Source organism: Chitinophaga eiseniae (genome assembly GCF_012641265.1).
In the GTDB taxonomy this organism is placed as follows: Bacteria; Bacteroidota; Bacteroidia; order Chitinophagales; family Chitinophagaceae; genus Chitinophaga; species Chitinophaga eiseniae_A.
This window is the reverse complement of record NZ_JABAHZ010000004.1, coordinates 67,012-87,153: the sequence shown is the minus strand read 5'-3', so window position 1 is coordinate 87,153 and position 20,142 is coordinate 67,012. Positions and strand designations below refer to the sequence as shown.

General features: G+C 47.4%; 16 protein-coding genes. 7 read left to right on the top strand and 9 right to left on the bottom strand.

The window, feature by feature from the left end:
* Positions 1 to 26: 26 nt before the first annotated feature.
* From HGH91_RS17455 to HGH91_RS17425, 7 genes are all read right to left on the bottom strand, one after another.
* Positions 27 to 1,604, bottom strand: a complete 1,578-nt coding sequence (locus HGH91_RS17455; RefSeq protein ID WP_168740097.1) for a RagB/SusD family nutrient uptake outer membrane protein — start codon at positions 1,602 to 1,604, stop codon at positions 27 to 29.
* Positions 1,605 to 1,622: 18 nt separating this feature from the next.
* On the bottom strand, positions 1,623 to 4,958 hold the full coding sequence (locus tag HGH91_RS17450) for a TonB-dependent receptor (RefSeq protein ID WP_168740096.1): 3,336 nt from the start codon (positions 4,956 to 4,958) through the stop codon (positions 1,623 to 1,625).
* Positions 4,959 to 5,248: 290 nt separating this feature from the next.
* Positions 5,249 to 6,433 (bottom strand): FecR family protein, encoded by a 1,185-nt coding sequence (locus tag HGH91_RS17445; RefSeq protein ID WP_168740095.1) that lies wholly within the window; start codon positions 6,431 to 6,433, stop codon positions 5,249 to 5,251.
* Between the two features lie 120 nt (positions 6,434 to 6,553).
* Complete coding sequence (locus HGH91_RS17440; protein ID WP_168740094.1) at positions 6,554 to 7,153, bottom strand: RNA polymerase sigma factor; 600 nt, start codon at positions 7,151 to 7,153, stop codon at positions 6,554 to 6,556.
* Between the two features lie 319 nt (positions 7,154 to 7,472).
* Complete coding sequence (locus HGH91_RS17435) at positions 7,473 to 7,760, bottom strand: DUF1330 domain-containing protein (RefSeq protein WP_168740093.1); 288 nt, start codon at positions 7,758 to 7,760, stop codon at positions 7,473 to 7,475.
* Positions 7,761 to 7,777: 17 nt separating this feature from the next.
* A complete protein-coding gene (locus tag HGH91_RS17430) occupies positions 7,778 to 8,185 on the bottom strand; it encodes a DinB family protein (RefSeq protein WP_168740583.1) in 408 nt (135 codons plus the stop codon).
* A 67-nt stretch (positions 8,186 to 8,252) separates the two neighbouring features.
* Positions 8,253 to 9,089, bottom strand: a complete 837-nt coding sequence (locus HGH91_RS17425) for a helix-turn-helix domain-containing protein (protein WP_168740092.1) — start codon at positions 9,087 to 9,089, stop codon at positions 8,253 to 8,255.
* 172 nt (positions 9,090 to 9,261) lie between these two features.
* Here HGH91_RS17425 and HGH91_RS17420 point away from each other — a divergent pair, with 172 nt between their 5' ends.
* A complete protein-coding gene (locus HGH91_RS17420; RefSeq protein WP_168740091.1) occupies positions 9,262 to 11,604 on the top strand; it encodes a TonB-dependent receptor in 2,343 nt (780 codons plus the stop codon).
* A 63-nt stretch (positions 11,605 to 11,667) separates the two neighbouring features.
* On the opposite strand, the gene HGH91_RS17415 is transcribed toward HGH91_RS17420, so the two are convergent.
* On the bottom strand, positions 11,668 to 13,194 hold the full coding sequence (locus tag HGH91_RS17415) for a serine hydrolase domain-containing protein (RefSeq protein WP_168740090.1): 1,527 nt from the start codon (positions 13,192 to 13,194) through the stop codon (positions 11,668 to 11,670).
* Positions 13,195 to 13,344: 150 nt separating this feature from the next.
* Here HGH91_RS17415 and HGH91_RS17410 point away from each other — a divergent pair, with 150 nt between their 5' ends.
* The 6 genes from HGH91_RS17410 (at position 13,345) to HGH91_RS17385 (ending at position 18,903) form a co-directional block, all read left to right on the top strand.
* The gene (locus HGH91_RS17410) at positions 13,345 to 14,142 is read left to right on the top strand and encodes a helix-turn-helix domain-containing protein (RefSeq protein ID WP_168740089.1); all 798 of its coding nucleotides are present in this window, start codon (positions 13,345 to 13,347) and stop codon (positions 14,140 to 14,142) included.
* Between the two features lie 52 nt (positions 14,143 to 14,194).
* Positions 14,195 to 16,168 carry a M1 family metallopeptidase gene (locus HGH91_RS17405; protein ID WP_168740088.1) on the top strand — a complete coding sequence of 658 codons (1,974 nt, stop codon included), beginning with the start codon at positions 14,195 to 14,197 and terminating at the stop codon, positions 16,166 to 16,168.
* Between the two features lie 134 nt (positions 16,169 to 16,302).
* Positions 16,303 to 16,767, top strand: coding sequence for a carboxymuconolactone decarboxylase family protein (locus HGH91_RS17400; RefSeq protein WP_168740087.1), 465 nt, complete (start codon positions 16,303 to 16,305; stop codon positions 16,765 to 16,767).
* 45 nt (positions 16,768 to 16,812) lie between these two features.
* A complete protein-coding gene (locus HGH91_RS17395; protein ID WP_168740086.1) occupies positions 16,813 to 17,151 on the top strand; it encodes a YciI family protein in 339 nt (112 codons plus the stop codon).
* 58 nt (positions 17,152 to 17,209) lie between these two features.
* Entirely contained in the window at positions 17,210 to 18,445 is a 1,236-nt protein-coding gene (locus HGH91_RS17390; protein ID WP_168740085.1) for an RNA polymerase sigma factor, read from the top strand.
* Positions 18,446 to 18,507: 62 nt separating this feature from the next.
* Positions 18,508 to 18,903: a DoxX family protein gene (locus HGH91_RS17385; protein WP_168740084.1), complete on the top strand. Its 396-nt coding sequence runs from the start codon at positions 18,508 to 18,510 to the stop codon at positions 18,901 to 18,903.
* A 59-nt stretch (positions 18,904 to 18,962) separates the two neighbouring features.
* Here the strand turns inward: HGH91_RS17385 and HGH91_RS17380 are convergent, their stop codons facing one another.
* A complete protein-coding gene (locus HGH91_RS17380) occupies positions 18,963 to 20,141 on the bottom strand; it encodes a hypothetical protein (RefSeq protein ID WP_168740083.1) in 1,179 nt (392 codons plus the stop codon).
* Position 20,142 lies beyond the last annotated feature (1 nt).

Sequence of the window (20,142 nt, the reverse complement as noted above, 5' to 3'; positions counted from 1 at the left end):
TTGAAAATATATAAAACTCAGCTAACTTAATAACCTGCGTTTTGAGACAGCGCCTTGTTCAGGTCTCTCTCTTTCTGTGGCACCGGCCAGAGATAGTCTCTACCTGCGTTAAAGGTTCTTGTTTCCACTTTTACATGATCGCCTGTAAGGGTAAGCTTACCAGTGGCAGCATCCACCGTTCCTAACCTGGAACCATATACTACGCCTGCTCTAACAGTAGGACCAATTTCCCAGCGTTGTACATCATACCAGCGGAGACCTTCCAGGGCCAGTTCCACTCTGCGCTCGCGTCTTACGAGGGTGCGGAGTTTATCCTGTGAATTATACACGGTCCTGTCTACCACGGGCATACCAGCACGTTTCCGGATAGCGTCCAATGCATCGTATACTGTGTTGTCGATTACACCTGATTCGATCTGTGCTTCTGCATAGGTCAGCAATACTTCCGCATAGCGGATCACGATCATATTCAAACCGGTGTTCCACATATCCGGGAAATCGGACAGGTTAGATGTGAATTTCTTCTCTATATAGGCAGTGGGAGAATTGTTATTACCGTTGTAATAATCATCCTTGCCGGCCTCAATAGAGTTATAGTATTTGCCTTCATACATCTGGCCTGGATATACCACGGTGGCTGATAAGCGGGGATCCCTGTTATTATAGGGATCGTTCTCGTTATAACCAGAAGCCGGATCATCAATGGTTTTACCGTTCTTCATTTCATAGGCATCCACCAGTGATTGTGTAGGACTCAGGGAAGCCCAGCCACCAAGCCCAGAGGAAGGCATGATACCGATATCACCATTAGGTACATCATTGGCCTTATATTGTACATCGAGGATTACTTCGCTATTGTTTTCGTTTGCAATGCGGAACAGGTCCTGGTAGTTCGGATACAGGGTATAACCTAATCCCATTACCTTTTTACAATCGGCGATACAATCTGCATATTTCTTATCATACAGTTCCACCCTGGCTTTCAGGGAAAGGGCGGCGCCTTGTGTAATGCGTCCTACATCGGTGCCACTATAGCTAGCGGGGAGATCGGGTGCAATAGCGGCCAGTTCATCGAGGATATATTTACGTACATCTGCACGGGGCGTCCTGGTTACGGCTGCCGCTTCCTGTGTAGTCAGGGTTTTAACTACCAGTGGCACATCACCGTAGAGCTGCGACATCGTAAAGTACTGGTAGGCCCTTAAGAAGCGTACTTCTCCTTTGTATCGTGCTTTCAGTTTGTCATCCATGGGTACACGGTCGATGTTTTCCATAAACCAGTTGCATTTCTGGACAGTCTTGTAATCCCACCTGATCTGTACATCAGGATCTGCTGCGGAAGCTGTGCCATTACCCAGATGTTGATATTTATCCCAATACCACTGGCTGTAGCTATTATCGCTCACAGCATCCATATAGAGGAGATTGTAGTCGCCTTCCCAACCATTGTAGCAGCCATTCAAGGCTACAGCAGCACCTACAGGAGATGACCAGAGATTGTCGTTGCTATAGGCATCGGTAGGTTGTTTATCGAGATAATCTTTCTGACAAGCCGTTTCAAATAAAGCTGCAAAGAGAAATATATATAGTATGTTCCTTTTCATAATCGTTATGCTTATCGGTTAAAAACTAACATTTACGCCAAGTGTATTCACTTTTACCTGTGGGTAGTAGTAAATACTGCTGGAGTTGGGCGCTTCCGGATCTATCCATTTATAGAGGTGATCAAACGTGAGAATGTTCTGGCCGCTGTAATAAAAACGCACTTTAGTGAGGCCAATTCTTTTCAGTAGATTTTCAGGAAGCGTATATCCTATCTGCAGATTTTTCAGACGCAGGTAAGATCCGTCTTTCACCCAAAAGGAAGAAGGCGTACCGGTAGGATCATTCTGTGTATAGGTGCTCCAGATGCGCGGTAAGGCTGCACCAGTATTTTCAGGCGTCCAGGTATCCAACAATGCGGTGGTTGGTCTTCCAACCGTGCTACCTACTGCACCAAGTTTACCACCATCGATATATGTTTTCACACCGGCAGCACCCTGCACAAAGATGCTGGCATCAAAGTTTTTCCAGGAACCGCTCAAGTTAAGACCAAAAGTGACTTTAGGGAAATAGTTGCCCAGGTATTGCCGATCGGCACTAGTGATTTTACCGTCGCCATCTATGTCTTTATACCTAATATCGCCAGGAGCGGTGGTAGAAGATTGCTTAGGAGCTTTGGCGATTTCATCTGCCGACTGGAAGATACCTTCTGCAATATAACCATACAAGGCATTAATGGGAAGGCCTTCCTGCAGAGCGGTATATCCCGTAATAACAGGGCCAGTTCCCCGAAGGTCTGTTATTTTAGTATTAATGATGGCAGTATTGAAATTGGCGCTATAGGAAAATTCACCTTTTCTATCGCTATACCCGAGGACAAATTCCCATCCTTTGTTCAATACAGCGCCTGCATTCTGCACAGGTGCATTTAAGCCATAGGTGGCAGCAACAGGCAATGTCATGAGGATACCTGTCGTTTTTTTATTGAAATAGTCGGCGGTGAAATTGATCTTGTTATCCAGGAACGTTGCATCAAGCCCCACGCCACTTTCAGTGGTCCTTTCCCATTGTAAAAGCGCATTTGCACCATTTACTGGCGCAAAGCCGCTGGCAATGGTAGCGTTAGTCCCTCCAAAGGTATAGCCCTGACCAGAACTAATGGTGGTAATGTATGGATAGTAAGGGAATGTAGGATTACCGACAGCATCGTATGTTTTCACATACTGATTACCCAGTTGTCCCCAGGAAGCCCTTAATTTAAGATTGGAAACATATTCTTTTGCACTGGCGAAAAAATTTTCCCGGTCAATATTCCAACCGGCAGAGAAGGAAGGGAATAAGCCCCATCTGTAGTCAGGACCAAAGCGGCTGGCGCCGTCATAGCGGAGGTTAGCTTCAAACAGGTATTTACCATCATAGTCATAGTTCAATCTGCCGAAGTAAGATTGTAAGCCTAACTCGTAAGTGTACCCGCTGGTAGTTTGGCCATCTGTATAACCGAGGTTAACATCATTCAGCGCATTAATCAGGAATCCCTTGCGGTAACCATCATCAAACGTACCTTTTGTATGTTCCTGTGAGTAACCACCCAGGATTTTGAAATTATGTTTAGCAAAAGACCTGCTATACTCTAATAAAGCCTGTTGAGTTAAGGTGTTGGTCAGATAATTTTCATCTCTTACATTAGAAGGTCCCTGATAGAAGGAGCTGTCGCCATTAGCAGTATAGTACTGTTGATCAGCGGCGAACTTCTTGTTACGGTTCATCTTCATGATGTAAGCAATGGATGGCTTGAAATGCAGGCCCTTTATAATTTCCCAGTCGGCGCCAACATTGCCTATCAAATCGTAGTACGCATATTGGTTCAGGCTGGCGCCTTCGAGCCATGCCATAGGGTTACCATCGCCGATAGCACCGTAGTAACCATTTTTATACTTATAAGGCACGGTAGAAGAAATACGATTGATCTGGCGTACCAGCTGCGTAAAATCGCCGGTATATGGATTGCTAGGCTCTTTTTTACCCGTAGAGGTAAAGCCCACATTAGCATTTACGTGTATATTGCTCCTTACTTCTGAATTTAGGTTCAGGCGGGCAGTATAGCGGGTGGCATTTGTTTTCTTTACCAGGCCGTTTTCATCGAATAAACCCAGCGACAAATTGTACTGTGTTTTTTCTGAACCACCTGATAAGCCCAGGTAATGGTTTTGCTGAATACCGCTGCCTTTATAGAATAAGCCGAGCCAATCTGTGTTAGGATAATTAAACGGATCGGAACCATCTTTAAACTTCTGAATTTCCGCCGGTGTATAACGGGCAGGTTTTCCTTCGTTTATTCTGGCCTGGTTAAACAGGGTAGCTGCTTGCCAGGAGGGCAGGAAATCAGGGAGGCCGGTAGCATTTTGTTTTCCTACATAAGCATTGTAAGTTACCTGTGTAACGCCTTTTTTACCCTGCTTGGTAGTTACGAGGATAACGCCGTTGGCTGCACGGGAACCGTAGATAGCGGCAGAAGCAGCATCTTTCAGCACTGACATCGAGGCGATATCGTCCGGGTTGATATTGTTCAGGTTGGCGAGGGTAGTAATCACCCCGTCCACTACCACAATAGGGTCAGCATTATTCAGTGTACCGATACCCCGGATGCGGATGGTTCCTGCATCGGAGCCTGGCTGGCCGCTGGCGGCAGCGGTAACAGTTACACCGGGCATAGTTCCCTGGAGGGCATTACCTAAGCTGGTAACAGGCCGGTTGGCCAGTTCCTTGGTACCGATGCTGGCAACCGCGCCGGTCAGATTGGCTTTCTTCTGAACGCCATAACCTACTACCACCAATTGTTTCAGGGAACTAACATCTGGTTTCAGCCTGATATTCACTTGTGTTTGGCCGGCGGTCACTTTCACTTCCTGGCTTTCGTAACCAATGCTGGTTACCAGGAGCGTCACATTTTCGCCGGTGCTGGCAATATGGAATGTGCCACCGGGGTCGGTGATAGCCCCTTTCTGGGTGCCCTTAATCACGATAGATACGCCAGGAACAGGTGCACCGTTTTCATCGGTCACTTTACCGGTAAGGGTTACCGGCGGCGGTGTATTAGCCACGGTGGCGGCAACTACCGGCGTTTCAGTTTTAGTAATAAAAATAGTATTCCCCTGGATGTCGAAGCTCAGTTTCTGATCCCGCAGCACCACTTCCATGGCTGCCTGCGGAGAAGCATTTTTCAGGTTCAGGGATACAGGGTGGCTGTCTTTTATATCTTCTTTATCGTAGAAGAAAACATAACCGGTTTGATCTTTAATAATGTTTAGCACTTTCCTTAAACTCACCTCCTTAGCCGAGTAGGTCACTGTCTGGGCATTGCCTTTGGCACTGACCTCCAATGCGGCAAGCAGCAGCATGAACGAAGTTAGCTTCATAACTAACAGAATTTTGGTGGATACGTCCGCATATTTCCAATATTTGCGGGTACCGGAATTACAAATAGCATTTACTTGCATACTTTTGCAATGTTTGGTTGAATTAATAAATAATGTTTACCGACTTGTTTGTTGATTAAACTGAGCCAAAGCCGGGGTAGGACGCCAATCTTTATCCCCGGTTTTTTTCATTTTAAAAATGCGTGGAAAAGCCTGCAGGGTTGCTGTCAGGACTTTGTTTTATTCATTGTTCAATTATTTAGTTGTTTAGTTATTTAATTGTTCAATAATCACGGCTGGATAACGATCCTGTTACCATTTTCGATTCTATATTTGATTCTTGTTTTAGTTAAACCCTTTAACACCTGTGACAGGGAGAGGCTTCTGCCGATTTCCCCGGTAAATGAGCGTTGAGGAATAGCTCCTTCATATTTTACTTCTATATTATACCACCGGGCCAGTTGCCGCATAACGGTGGGGAGATCAGCATTATCGAATGAAAAGAACCCGTCTTTCCAGGAAATGCATTCCTGTAGGTTTACGTGGTCTACCACGGCTATTTTATCAGCCTGCGGCGCTATCCTGGCCTGTTGCCCGGGCCGGAGCTGCAGTTGCTGCTGGCGCAGATTAACGCGTACCGCGCCTTCCAATAAGGTGGTGGCAATGGCCGCTTCGTCTGTATAAGCGTTGACATTGAATTGTGTACCCAGTACCTCCACCACGGTGCCCCTTGTTTTTACCAGGAAGGGCATTTTTTCATTTTTCGCTACATCAAAGAAGGCCTCCCCGGTAATAGATACGCTTCTTTCTTTACCGGTAAATGCGGTAGGATAGGTAATAGAGGATCCTGCATTGAGCCATACCGTGGAACCATCGGGCAACACCAGTTTATACTGGCCGCCCAAAGGGGTGCTCATGGTATTATATAATACCTGTCCTTCCGGGTTGGCCGATTCATCATACACCAGTTGCCCGTTGGACAATTTGGTCACTTTTGTTTGACCCTGGGTAGCCAATAAGCCGTTGCTGGCACTATCCAGCGTTATCTGTGAACCGTCGGCCAGGGTTAACATGGCTTTATTTCCACCGGGGGCTACATCACGCACAGGGGCTTTAGTGGCCACAACAGGTGGCTGCACTTTATGCGGCCGTAGAAAATAAACCCCGGCAGCGGCGATTGCAACGACTGCAGCGGCCGCCCACCACTTTTTCCAGGACAGGAACCGCACTGGCTGCTTTTCTATTACTTTATCGGTGTCGAGTATTTCTGTTAATACGGTTTGCCAATAGGCATGATCGTACCCTCCGGCATCTGCTGCCGGCGTTTCCGGTGCATGGAAAGCATCCATCAACGCTACTACTTCGCCCGATTCATCTGCCTGGATCAGGGAAAGCAGCTCCTGGTACTCTTCTTTGCTGGCCTGCTGCGAACGGATACGCGTCAGCAGGTATGTAAGTCTTTCTATATCAGGCAATACCGTGGTTTTTAAATGTAATACTCAGTTGATAACGCAGCACAGGAAACATGGAAAACAGCTCACTGTACCTATACGTACCGCCAAATAACCGATAGTACCTATCGGGATAAAAAAATTTTAACAAAAAAATAAAATTCCCATTTCCAGGAGGAGGAGCGGGAGGATAACCCCATGTTCGATAAGGAATTCTCGGATGGATTTCAGGGAGCGGACCAGGGAATTTTTAATAGTTTGGGGAGATAAGTCTAATTGATACGCTATTTCGGCAATCTTCAACCCGCCTTCCCTGCTTAGCGTATATATTTTCTTCGCCTGGGGTGGGAGTTGTTGAATGGCCTGCTTTACCAGCATGGCAGTTTCTGTAAAAGAGAGATTTTCTTCCGTAAAATTGGAAACAAGCGGGTTTTCAAGACCAAGAATACGTGCGGCCTTATTTCTAGTCCCTTGCCGTTGCAGCCAGGTATAACAACGAAAATAAACCATCTTAAAGATCCAGTTGTGGGGCACGGTTACCTCATTCAATTTTTCCCGGCCTAACCAGATGCCCAGGAATATCTCCTGGATAATATCCTTCTCTGGTCCTTCTACCCGGATAATCTGGGTGATTACAGGCTTTATTTTTGGAACATACAAATGAAACAGCGACGCAAACGCAGCTTCATCGCCTATTGCGATCTGGCGGAAAAGTGCAAGTTCATGTCCTGAATTATTATCCATCCTCTTTTAAAACCCCTGTTCAACGGCACTCACATTCATTTTTGATGCCGGGAAATTTTAGAAATAACAAGTTGAATTACCAGGTATAAAGGTAAAAACCAGTCAATACCATTGGATACAAAATGTAAAATACAGAAAATATACTTCCCGAAAACCTGGTTTCCATTATTTACGACCAGCAGACATAGGCTATTTTCGCCATGGGGCTACATTTATGCAAAAAAGACTATTTATTTTCGCGCAAATAGATACAATTTTAATATATATAAACAACTTTATTTAAAATAGTAAGAGCAATGGAAGGTCCATTGCTCTTACTTTATAGTCCATGTACCAGGATCATGCTTCCACTACTACAGGAATTCCACCTGATAGCTTTCAGGGGCTGGTATTCCGGATCGTTATAGCATTGCAGCGCAGCTGCTTCTGAAGGGAACCTGATAATGGCATTCATCGTTCTGGGGCTACCTTCTACCCCAATAGCCTGCAGATCGGCCGCCAATATCTCAGCGCCATATTTCTCCAACAATACCGCTACCGGCGGGCCATACCGGGCATATTCCTCCATGTTGGTGATATCATAACTATTTACATAGTACACTGGCATAAAACAGCTATTATAGGTTAATAAATATATTCCGGAGGCACAATACCTCTGCAACGCAGGTAGGTAGTAGCTTGTCCGCGATGATGTGTAATATGGTCGATAGTAGCATAAAATCCTGCTATCGCTTTATCCGTGGTGGCGTTCTTTTCCACGCTTTCTTTCAATGCAGCAAAAGCGCCATCTAAATAACTCATCGTTGCCTCCTTACCAGAAGCAGGGGCCGGCGGGTTCCAGTCGGACGATTGTTGCCTGATAAAATTCTCTTCCCACCAACCGATGCCATAACCGATATGATGTAACAATTCTCCGAAAGTCCATACGTCTGATGCCGGTCTGAAATCATAGTTTTTTGCCGGCATCGCTGCTGCCACCCCCAGGGTATAATTCCTGGCATTTTCCAGGGTGGTTAATAATTGCGTTTTCATAATTAATGATTTGATACCACAAAATTAACCGGCGGCTCTCCCATCTATTTAAGGAAAATTGCGCTTTTTAATAGCGGGTGGCTAATGGTGATTTTCCAAATTGCTTTTTATAGGCCGCTGAAAAATGTTCGAGGCTGTTGAAGCCGGAGGAGAAAGCGATATCTGTGACTGGCAGGTTGGTATGGCGCAATTGCAGGTGTGCCTGTTGCAACCGCACCTGCAATAAATAATGATAAGGTGTAGTAGCGGTAACCTGTCTGAATAACCGGTTAAAATGGAAAGGGCTCATATGCCCCAGTGCCGCTAGTTGCGGCAAGGTAATGACGTCGGTGTGGTTTTCGTGGATAAACGCCTTCACGGTTTCTATCACCGGCAAATAATTTCTTTTTTGTTTATCACTCAATACCGGCGATTTCAAATCATTATCTGCCGATAATACCCGTAAAAAAAGTGTTGTCATCAGCTGTTCTACCCATAGTTGCGGATAATGGGGTTTTCCAAGCAGGTGGAAAATATGCTGATGCAGCAGTTCCATTTCAGGCGTAGCTTTTACCAGCACCGACTGTATATCCGGATTTTGAAAAAACCAGTCAAACCCGGAAGCCTGTTCCTGTAACAGTGCCGCGCTTTCTACCGGAAAAGAAAAAATAGTGCATTCGTCCGGAATATCATGTATATGCGCCACCTGGTGCTCATAACCAGGTTTACACAGGAGAAATAAACCGCTATAGGCATCCAGGTCGTTCCTAAACACTTTAAACCGGAAATTGCCTTTGCGGATATAAGCGATAGAAAATGTTTCCTGGTATTCTTTACCAGATACCTTGCACTGCCGGCACTGGCACAGGAAATTGTGCACCGTGCCGATAGCTGACTGGTAAAGTGTTTGAATATCTGCCTCCATGTTTTTTAATTTGATGATACAAATGTAAACTGGCGTAGCGACAACCTTATGTCAGGAGGAGAAGTAACCTCATAAATTAAACAAATTTTCCCATTTCTATAAATCAAATTCCCGATACGATCGCTGCCGTGTTTTCCCTCTTTTAACTTTGCAAAAAATTTCAGCGGAACACATGTCAACTTCAACTAACCTATTCGTAGCTATTTTATTTTCCTGTCTTTTTCCTTTAGTAGCCTCCGCCCAGCAAACCGTTATTAAAGGCGTAGTGCGTTCAGGGCGCGAACCCCTCCGGTATGCCACAGTGCAGATGAAGGGTAGCGCTACCGCGGTTTATACGGACAAGGATGGAAAATATAATATCGAAACCAGTCAATCCGGCGCGGTAGTGTTAACGGCTTCCTTAATGGGATATGATACCCAATCCAAAACGCTGCAGGCCGGAGGTGAGCAAACGGTCGACTGGCTGCTGACGCCTTCTTCCCGGGAACTGGGAGAAGTAGTAGTATCTGCCAGCCGTAAACCTGAAATGCTTGATAATATCCCATCGTCTGTAACAGTGCTGTCCCGTAAAACACTGGAGTACAACATGGCTGTTACTACCGACATTACCCAGATACTGGCCAATGAAGTCCCCGGGCTGGCGCCATCTGCCCAAACCAATAGTAATGTAGGACAGTCGCTGCGCGGAAGATCCGTACTCATTATGATTGATGGTATCCCCCAATCCACTCCCCTGCGCAATGGAGAAGTAGATCTGCGTTCTATTGACCCGGCCGTGCTGGAGCGCATCGATGTGATCAAAGGCGCTACTGCCATCTATGGCAATGGCGCTGCCGGCGGTTTGATCAACTATATTACCCTGACTCCCAAAGAAGATAAAGCCATCGGGGGCAAAACGAGTGTAAACCTCACCGGATCGCTCGCTGGCCTCAAAAACAGTGTGGGCGGCCGTATCGGGCAGTTGCTGCACGGAAAGTCCGGCAAATTTGATTACGTGGTAAACGGTGTGTATGAACGTACCGGCGAATGGAAAGATGCCAAAGGACAATTGGTAGGCCCAAACTACAGCCTGGGAGAAACCGATAGCTACAATGCTTTTGTGAAACTGGGTTATACGCCCAATCGCCGCCACCGTATTCAGCTCATGTACAACCTGTACAGCAGCCTGCAAAATTCCAACTACACCCTGGTAAATGGTGATTATCTCACTGGCAAACCGGCTACCGGCGTATTGGGTAAACAGGCCGGTAGTCCTACTGGTATCAACGGCAACCATAATCTCCAGCTTTCCTGGCATGCCGACAGCCTCATTGGCGGTACCAGCCTACAAACCGATGCCTACTACGAATCGCGCGATGATATTTTCTACGTATCCCTGGGGCGCTTTGAAGGCGGCGATGGACAATCGCATACTTTATCAAAGAAAAAGGGATTTCGCGTCCTGTTCAATTCACCTATAGGTAACAAAGGCAGCTTGTCTTATGGCACCGACCTGGTAAACGATATTACTTCCCAGCCACTGGTAGATGGGCGGGTATGGGTACCAGAGATGAATATGTTCAACATGGCTCCTTTCGCAGAAACGCAATGGACTTTGATGGACGACCTTATCGTAAAAGGCGGTATCCGGGTAGAGAACGTGAAAATAGGTGTGAACGATTATACGACCCTGCGGATTACTAACGCCAGCGGTGCTACGATAACACCCAGCTTTGCCGTAAAAGGCGGGGATCTTAACTATACCGCTACCCTGTTCAACGTAGGCCTTCGTTATAACCGCCTTCCTCTCTTCTCTCCCTATGCCAGCTTCTCCCAGGGCTTTTCTGTATCTGATGTAGGCCTGGCGCTCCGTGATGCCAAAGTGAATGACTTAAAGAAAATCAATACCGAGGCTGTACAGGTCAATAACTATGAACTGGGATTCGTGAGTAAAATGCAGCAATTCCGCTTTGAACTCACCGGCTTTATCAGCACCTCCAGGCTGGGTGCTGAAATGATATACGACGCCCAAACTGATCTATTCAATGTAAACAGGACACCGGAACGCATATACGGTTTTGAAGCAGCGGTACAATACCGCCCGCTCAGCAACCTGGACCTGAATGCCTCCTTCAGCTATGCAGAGGGCAAAGCCGATACCGGGCGTGCTAACCATTATGATGTATACCTCAACAACCGCCGCATTGCTGCGCCGAAAATAGGCGGCAGCATCAGCTATCGTCCGCTGAACACACTGGAAGTACAGTTACATTACACTGGCATTATGAAACGGGATCGTTTTGAAAAATTGCCCAGCGGGTTATATAAGGGCAATGAGGGTATCGTAAAACCCTATCACCTCTTTAACCTGAATGCCAGTTACAGGGTAACACGCAGCACCTTGCTGACACTGGGTGTTGAAAACCTCTTTAATACCGATTATTTCCCTGCAAGATCGCAGTGGTTCATGATTCCGGGGTTTTATGCCAAAGGTAAAGGGGCAGCATTTAATATAGGCATTTCCGTGAGTTACTAACTATTTTTAATATATACTCAATGGGCAGCTGGCTATTTTCCAGCTGCCTTTTTTTTACGATGGCTACATTAATCCTAATTTCTTCATCGCCTTTATCCCATCCGTACTGACAGGATTCAGCTCCAGAGATTTCCTGTACATCCTGATAGCATCTTCGCGGTAACCGGCTTCCAGCAATGCTTCTCCGTAGCTGTCGTATACATTGAAGTTGCCAGGGTCGAGGAAAGTGTTCAGTTTAAATGTTTCCAGCGACCATTGTTGATGTCCTTTGGTGCTGCATTGGTATAAGAAGTCGTATCCCAGGAAGTTCATCTCCCGCGTATTAAAATAATAATGAGAAGTATCTGTTCTATAAAGATGCAGCATACAGGCAGCGTGGTTAGCACCCACCGTTATCAGCGCATTGGCATAGGCCCGCACGGCAGACCTTTTAAAATCCAATGGCATAGGCCGCTGATGATTTAACATATAAAAACAGGACGTTACATTTTCTCCAAACCTGCTGTTGCCATTAGTATAGGCAATCACCACCTGTTTACTTGCCAGGTGATGATAGTAAAAGGTGGCTAATCCAAATTTAAACCCACCATGCCCCACTCCTTTTCCATAACCTGGCTGTGTAAATATATCCCAGCCCAAACCATACTGCCCCGTTCCTTCTCCCAACATAGTATCCATGTGCTCCGTATATTCCTTTCCGTTATTAAGCTTTAGTGGGGTAATCGCCTCTTCTACCGTAGATAACTTCAACAGTTTCCCGCTAAAATAGGCGTTGTCGAATTTTATCATATCGTCTACCGTGGTAATTACATTGGATGGCCCTATGCTTGCCTGGTTATTGTACTCACTGTACCGGTAACGCTTTACGAGGGTTGCATCTGTGTAGACCGAGTCATAGAATGTAGGTTTTACCTGTTGTTTTACACGAAGGCTATCCTCGAAATGGCTGCTGCCATATACTGCTACATAGGTATCTTTCATGCCGGCAGGCTTGAAAATATGTTTTTCGAGGTAGGTAGGGAACGAGCTGCCGGTTATCGTCTCCACAATTAGGGCCAGCAACGTGTAATTGGTGTTACAATACCGGAATTGATCGCCCGGCGTAAAATAGGGCCTTTTGTTCCATTGCCGGAGCAGGGGTAGCACAACGGCGTTGGTTATCACCGAGTCGGGATATTGTTTAACCACCTCCTCATACAATTCCAGATCAGGCAATCCGGAGGTATGCGTAAGCAAGTGGCGGATGGTAATACCGGGGAACGGAAACGCGGGCAGATAGCGGGTAACCGGGTCTTCCAACCTTAGTTGCTTTTTATCTCTTAACTGGAGGATAGCCGTAGCCGTGAATATTTTTGAAATGGAGGCCAGGTTAAAGCGAGACTGCATGGTATTGCGTTGTCCTGTTGCATAGTCGGCGTATCCACCGGAGAAGGCGTATACTTTATGCCCATTTTCAGTCAGAGCTATATTTCCGTCGTATAGATGATGAGCGGAAATACTATCGAAATAGGCTTTCAGGGTTGTATCGCGGCCCTGAGCGAAGGCAGCCGCTGCCGCCAGGCATATTATTCCAATAATGAGCAAGCGCATAAATATAGTTTTATAAGGCCATCAATATTATAATGCTTTCATTAAACCGGCATGCACATGTGGTGAAAGCGGTAAATGCTGTGACGAAACCGGGTGATTTTCCTGTATATTTGTTTTGCCGGTAACGCTATTCTTTCACCGGCCAGCCTTATGAGTATCCTTCTCTCTGCCGGACATTATTTTGGTAAAGAGCAGCAGTTTAACGAAACAGCGCTTTTCAAGCTGAATATCACCGCATATCAGCCCAATACGCATTTGCATGATCACTATCATGAAAATGCGTACCTCAGCCTGCTGATCAGCGGTGGATATGAGGAGGTAGCGGGTCGCCAGCAGCAAGCCATTCGTCCCGGAGAAGTATTGTTCCGGCCTGCTGGCTATACACATGCCAACCGGTTCCATGCCATTCCCGGCAGATGCCTGAATATTGAATTTAAATATCCCGGGTTAAAGGAGCTGGCGCCACTACAACAATTACCCACCAGGCTAACCGTGTACAAAACCGGCGCCTTCCAGTATTTATACCAGCTGTTATACTCTTTCCTGCAGGACCCTTCGGATAGTATGTCTGAAGAATATATCCTGGACTGGCTGTCGGATGTAAGTGCCGTTAAAATTCCTTCCCGCCTGCCCTGGCTGTCGAAAGCAAAGGCCATCCTGGAAAACGAATTTGATACCCATCATACTATCCAATCACTCGCCTCCCGGGTATATGTACATCCTATTTACCTGGCCCGTGCATTCAGGGAAAAAGAAGGCAGGACGCCTGGCGAATACCAATTGGAAATGCGGGTAAAAAAAGCCCTGTTCCTGTTGTTTACCACTGCTCTCCCCATTGCCGACATTGCCTTCGCCACCGGCTTTTCGGATGCCTCCCACCTGGTGAGAATATTCCGCCGGCACTATCGCAGTACGCCGTATCAATTCAGGAAGCTCCTGAATAGTTAATCTGGTTCCATTTTTATTGGTCATCGATCTTTTTCTTTGTATTTAAAAAAAGATGCGCCGACTTATCCTTTTGCTGCTCCTGTTATGTCCCCTGTGGTTATGTGCCCAGCGCCAGCTTAGTTACCAGTTGCAGGTGCAGGCTGATCCTGAAAAGAGAGCTTTCCTGGTAACGGGCAACCTCCGGTTTGCTACCAGTACACCCGCTACTGATACCGTGACCATCGTGATGAGCCGGGGCCAGGGCCATTCCCGGTTGCAGCTGGAAGGCAGGAGTGCCGCCATGGACACCAGCACCAACGAATCCGGCGATGTTGTTTATCATTGGCGTTTTAACCACCCGCTGCCAGAAGGCACGGTCTTACGCTTTAGCTATACCCTGGACCGGGGCGCTGCACCGGCTTTCCAGTTTTATATCGACAGCAGCTTCTGTATGGCCGGTGGATACGGCTCTGCATGGTACCCACAGGTGATGGCGCGCGCTGCCGATGGTACCGACAACGCCATACGGGGCAACGGCACTATCCGGGTAACCGCTCCTACCGGCTTTATGCCCGTAATGGCAGCCAGCAGGATGAGCTCCGCCACTCCGGCAGGCGCGGGACAAACGACCGAATTCCGGTACGACCAGCCCGATATCTTCTCTCTTTATATTGGCCATTATACCCGGCAAGACTACCAGGGTAAGTATCCTTTTTATACTTATAGTCTCAGTAAAAGTGTGAATGGCAGCCAATTATCCCGGCAGGCCGCTATGGTACTGGAATATCTCACCACCCTATTCGGTCCTTTAACCATCCCCAATTTTTCCATCATCGAATTTCCGGATGCGGTATCCGAGCGCACGGGTATTGGTGGCGCCAGTGTATTAGGCGGCGTAGTGATGCCCACCGGCGCACTGCATGAATTTAACTACGCCCTTTTTGGCCATGAAATAGGGCATCAGTGGTGGGGCAACAAGATCCTGTCGAAGGGCCTCAGAGGCGCCGACATGCTGTCGGAAGGCATGGCGCAGTATGGCTCCCTGCAGGTGGTGAGCCATTTTGATAGTGCGCATGCCATTTATTATCGGAAAACCGGGTATGCCGGCTACCTCCGGGATCAGAGTGGGCTGGGCTATCTTAAAAATGTGGCAGCGGGTAATGATGAACCTTTGCCGGCGCTCACCGGCGGCAATGGTCATACACTGGGAGATAGTAAGGGATTCCTGGCGCTGGAATTATTATCCAATGTGGTAGGGAAACCTGTTTTCCACAAAGCCATGCAAACCATCGGCGAAAAGTACAGTCATGAAGGCGTAAGCTGGGACCAGTTCCTCCAGGAAATAGCTGCCGCCCATGGCCGCAGTTTACAATGGTTTTACCAGCAGTGGTTCGAACGTACCGGGGCACCGGCCTGGGAGCAACAGTGGCAACAACAAGGTAATCATCTCCAGCTAACCATTACCCAAAAAGACAGCCTTTACGAGTTACCGCTGGAAGTACTGGTTACTTATAAAGATGGGCATCAGTCTACGGAAAACATTAGCATCGCCGCCCGCAGTGAAACATTTCAGCTGCCGGTAAACAGCGCTGTAGCATCAGTGCAGGTAGATCCTTATTTTAAGGTATTGCACTGGGAGGATTCGCTGGCCCGGATAGCTTATGCCCAGGCGAAACCAGGGCGGGTGCTCCGCCTGCGGATGGATGGTAAGGACGATGAAGCGGCTGGCCTGGCACATTCCTATTTAAAGGAGGGTATTACCCATGACACCGCCGGGGTGGAATTTTCGCTGTTGTATCAGCTGGGGCGGATCAGGAGCACACAAAATAAACCTACAGAAGCTCTGGGCTATTATCAACGCGCCCTGCAATGTGTATCGCGGGTGCCGGAGCTGCTGGCATATACTTACTTCCGCATAGCCCAGATTGCCGCTGACCAGCACAATACGGAGCTAATGCAATGGGCCGGTAGAAATGCCATTATTGCTGATGAAGCTAACCAAAAAGTGGATGGCATGGCGGCAAAAGTAGCTTTATTGGAAAATTAAAGTGCTGTACTGTAGCGGATTTACAAGGAAATTAAAACTTTTTTGAAAATTTTTCCAGCTAGATGTCCAATTCGGATTTACCCGAGCATTATTGAAGTATAAACACAAACATTCAATAATTAAATAACGACATCATGGAACCTAGAATTAATTATCTGCAAAAAGGACAATCTGCACTAAAAGCATTATTTGGCTTAGGCATGTACCTGGGTAAATCCAGCATTGAACAACCGCTGCTTCACCTGATTTATTTCCGCATATCACAGATCAATGGCTGCGCCTATTGCTTAGACATGCACTCCAAAGATTTGCGCGCGATGGGCGAAACAGAGCAACGCCTGTATATGTTGCCGGCATGGAAAGAATCACCTGTGTACACCACCCGCGAACGCGCCGCTTTTGCCTGGGTAGAAGCCATCAATGCCAACGAGGCGCCGGATGACATATATGAAACCGCCCGCCGGGAATTTTCTGAAGAAGAGCTGATCGACTTAACCATCGCGGCGATCACCATCAGTGGCTATAACCGCATCAATATCGCTTTCCGCCCGGTAGCCGGCAATTATCAGCCAGGCATGTTTAACGCAAAAGCCAACTAATAATTTAATCGTACATTCATTCACTATTTAAACTAATAATACGTCATGAAAGAGTTCATGTTAATATTCCGCCAGCCCAGTTATGATTACAGTCAGGCTACTCCAGAAGAGATGCAAGCTATTGGAAAAAAATGGGCCGACTGGGTAGGCGGTATTGCCGCCCAGGGCAAACTGGGCGCCACCGGACGCCGGCTGGAAACCGATGGTAAGGTATTGAAGGCCGGTGGCGTGATCACCGATGGGCCCTTTGTAGAAATCAGGGAACGCCTGGGTAGCTTTATGATTGTAAAAGCCGACACCCTGGAAGAAGCTACCACGCTGGCGCATGGCTGTCCCGCACTGGATGCCAACGGTAGTGTAGAAATCAGGGCTATCATGCAATAAATCAACCTATCTGTTCACAAAAAACCACTCCCACAGAGAGTGGTTTTTGCCATATCATATGGAAAAGGAAACCGCTTCACTCAAATATTTATTTCAACAGGAATTTGCCAAGATGGTAGCTGTTATCAGCCACCTGTATGGATTACAACATATAGAACTGGCAGAGGATATTGTTAGCGAAACTTTTTTACAGGCCACAGAAACCTGGGGGGTAAAGGGGATGCCTGCCAATCCCACTGCCTGGTTGTATATGGTGGCTAAACAAAAAACGCTGTACCACTTCCGGAGAAATAAAATCTACGAGCAGAAGGTGTTACCGGAAATTACTTACAGGAACGAAAAAAGTACCGAAGGCGATGCGCTGGAATTTTCGCCTCAGCAGATTAAAGACAGCCAGCTGCAAATGTTGTTTGCCGTGTGCAACCCCGCCATTGCCAGCGAAGCGCAGATTGGGTTAGCGTTGCGCATCCTTTGCGGTTTTGGTATAGAAGAAATTGCCGAAGCATTTCTTTCCAATAAGGAAACCATCAATAAGCGGTTGTTCCGGGCCAAGGAAAAACTGCGCACCGAACAAATAAAGATGGAGCTGCCCCCTGAACATGAAATTGTGAAGCGGCTGGATAACGTATTACACATCATTTACCTCCTTTTCAGCGAAGGGTATTACTCCCAGACGCAGAACCAGATCTTGCGGAAAGACCTGTGTGTGGAAGCATTACGGCTGGGACTCATGCTCACCGAATATGAGGCGACCAATCTTCCTGCCACCAATGCGTTGATTGCCCTCATGTGTTTTCATGCCTCCCGGTTCGGCGCCCGGCAGGCGCCCGATGATACCATGGTATTATATGAAGCGCAAGACGAAGCCTTGTGGGACCAGGCACTCATTCACCAGGGAGAACATTTCCTGGGCTTGTCTGCCCAGGGCCAGGAAATCAGCTCTTATCACCTGGAAGCGCGCATTGCCTACTGGCATTGTATCAAAGAAGACAGCCACGAAAAATGGGAAGAAATCCTTCAACTCTATAACCAGTTATTACTCATCAACTATTCCCCCAGCGTAGCGCTCAACAGGACCTTTGCCCTGTATAAAGCCAATGGCCGGGAAGCGGCTTTAATTGAAGCAGAGAAATTACAGCTAACAGATAATCATTTTTATTTCTTGTTGCTGGGCGAACTGTATAAAGAAGTGGATAATGCCAAAGCCTTATCACACCTGCAAAAGGCGTACGACTTGGCTAAAACGGATGTAGAAAAACAAGGTATCCGGGAGAAAATAAATCAGCTCACATAAAAAAATGTTGTTTAACCTGTCCAATTCCGGTGGTGTCAGTTCTTATTCAAGAAACAACTGTTATGAAAGAACAAAAAAAACACCAGACCCGTATCATTATTTATTGGATAGCTACTGCACTTGTTATTTTCCAGCTGGGGTCCGGCGGGGTAGGCGATGTACTCCGGCTACCGGCGGTCATAGCGGGAATGACGCACCTGGGATATCCCGTTTATTTCTCTGTAATCCTGGGTATATGGAAAATATTGGGGGCAATTGCCATTGCGGTACCGGGGCAGCCACGATTAAAGGAATGGGCCTATGCAGGGGCAGTATTTGATTTGAGCGGGGCGGCATTTTCCCACCTGGCGGTAGGCGATAGTGCTGTAAAGCTGATAGGCCCGTTGTTATTCCTGGCATTTGCCGTAATATCCTGGGCATTACGGCCGGAGGGCAGGCGCTATGCGGCGCTGGCCTAAGCAGTGTACACTACCTGCTGTGAACACCCGCCACAGCAGGTAGTGTATGTTGGTCATACTCAGGGTAATGGTGGCAGCTGGCCCAGGTCCAGCTTTTCGTTACCAAACCCCAGGGTGATACCGAAGATGGCGAGAATGCGGGATTTATCCAATCCGAAGTCATTGCCAAAGGCGCCATTGATATAGATATTCTTTGCGATCCGGTAGTTGGCGTAACCCACCACCCGCTGCGATTTCAGGTGTTCATCCACTGCGTACCTGCGGTAAACGGCTTCCACGCCGAAACTTACGGGATCAAATTCAAACGACAGGCGTCCGCCCAGGTCGAAGCTGTTGGAGCCCGTCACCATACCTTTCTCCAGCGCATAAGCATCATACATATACCGGCCATAGGCGGCTATGCTGAGGTAATTGGTATTAGGTACCGCTGCATCAAAATTGAGCGGGGTATTGAGCGACAAAGTAGTCCAAACCCCTACCCTTCCTGTTTTCCAGGTAGTATCTGCGATGCCGTAGGTAGCATAGGCGCCGGCAATATCCCATTGAAAAAGCGGTTTTTCTGTCAGCTGGTTTTTCACCCGGGTCATCAGGGCGGTCAGCGCTTCATTTTTGCGGGTGGTATACTGGCGGAGAATGCGGGCAATCGTAGCTGTATCGCCGCTGGTAACCGCGGCATCATAGGCCGGATCGGAGCTCACGGCATCCAGTATGTCGGCTTGCTGCTTTTGTGTAAGCGTATCTACCAGGGCATGCAGGCGGGTAGCGTAACTGCTGCGGTAAGCCCGTACCAGGGTAGAATGAAAGCCAATAGAAAACACTTTCTGTGACAGCCCGGAAGTATCCGGGATCATATCTTTCCTGATAAAGGCTACCGAAATATTGGTGAATTGCAGGGCAGAAAAAGGTTGCATTTTCCAGGCGGCGGCAGGGCGACTGGTATCTCTCTTTACGCCTATAAACCGGAAGACATCCCGCTTTTTGGGGAGTGCCCACCAGTACGGTGTAAATTGGGCTGTGTAATTCTGCGGCCATCCATCCCCCGCAAAACTCTGTAATACTGATATCCCGAAAGCCTTAGGCGTAGCAGGAGATTCAATCAGGGTAGGCGATACATCTACCAGCTTAAAAGCGCTGGTTTGGGGTATGCTGAGTTTATCTGCGGTGGTTTCCTGTGCAAAAAGCTGCTGACTGGCCCCCATCATCAACAGGCCTGTCAGTAGGTATTTATATAGCGGCATG

What these genes read in the sequence shown, in the direction of transcription:
- HGH91_RS17455 (WP_168740097.1), bottom strand. Translation starts at nt 1,604, where the DNA reads ATGAAAAGGAACATACTATATATATTTCTCTTTGCAGCTTTATTTGAA.
- HGH91_RS17450 (WP_168740096.1), bottom strand. Translation starts at nt 4,958, where the DNA reads ATGAAGCTAACTTCGTTCATGCTGCTGCTTGCCGCATTGGAGGTCAGT.
- HGH91_RS17440 (WP_168740094.1), bottom strand. Translation starts at nt 7,153, where the DNA reads ATGGATAATAATTCAGGACATGAACTTGCACTTTTCCGCCAGATCGCA.
- HGH91_RS17435 (WP_168740093.1), bottom strand. Translation starts at nt 7,760, where the DNA reads ATGCCAGTGTACTATGTAAATAGTTATGATATCACCAACATGGAGGAA.
- HGH91_RS17430 (WP_168740583.1), bottom strand. Translation starts at nt 8,185, where the DNA reads ATGAAAACGCAATTATTAACCACCCTGGAAAATGCCAGGAATTATACC.
- HGH91_RS17425 (WP_168740092.1), bottom strand. Translation starts at nt 9,089, where the DNA reads ATGGAGGCAGATATTCAAACACTTTACCAGTCAGCTATCGGCACGGTG.
- HGH91_RS17420 (WP_168740091.1), top strand. Translation starts at nt 9,262, where the DNA reads ATGTCAACTTCAACTAACCTATTCGTAGCTATTTTATTTTCCTGTCTT.
- HGH91_RS17415 (WP_168740090.1), bottom strand. Translation starts at nt 13,194, where the DNA reads ATGCGCTTGCTCATTATTGGAATAATATGCCTGGCGGCAGCGGCTGCC.
- HGH91_RS17410 (WP_168740089.1), top strand. Translation starts at nt 13,345, where the DNA reads ATGAGTATCCTTCTCTCTGCCGGACATTATTTTGGTAAAGAGCAGCAG.
- HGH91_RS17405 (WP_168740088.1), top strand. Translation starts at nt 14,195, where the DNA reads ATGCGCCGACTTATCCTTTTGCTGCTCCTGTTATGTCCCCTGTGGTTA.
- HGH91_RS17400 (WP_168740087.1), top strand. Translation starts at nt 16,303, where the DNA reads ATGGAACCTAGAATTAATTATCTGCAAAAAGGACAATCTGCACTAAAA.
- HGH91_RS17395 (WP_168740086.1), top strand. Translation starts at nt 16,813, where the DNA reads ATGAAAGAGTTCATGTTAATATTCCGCCAGCCCAGTTATGATTACAGT.
- HGH91_RS17390 (WP_168740085.1), top strand. Translation starts at nt 17,210, where the DNA reads ATGGAAAAGGAAACCGCTTCACTCAAATATTTATTTCAACAGGAATTT.
- HGH91_RS17385 (WP_168740084.1), top strand. Translation starts at nt 18,508, where the DNA reads ATGAAAGAACAAAAAAAACACCAGACCCGTATCATTATTTATTGGATA.
- HGH91_RS17380 (WP_168740083.1), bottom strand. Translation starts at nt 20,141, where the DNA reads ATGCCGCTATATAAATACCTACTGACAGGCCTGTTGATGATGGGGGCC.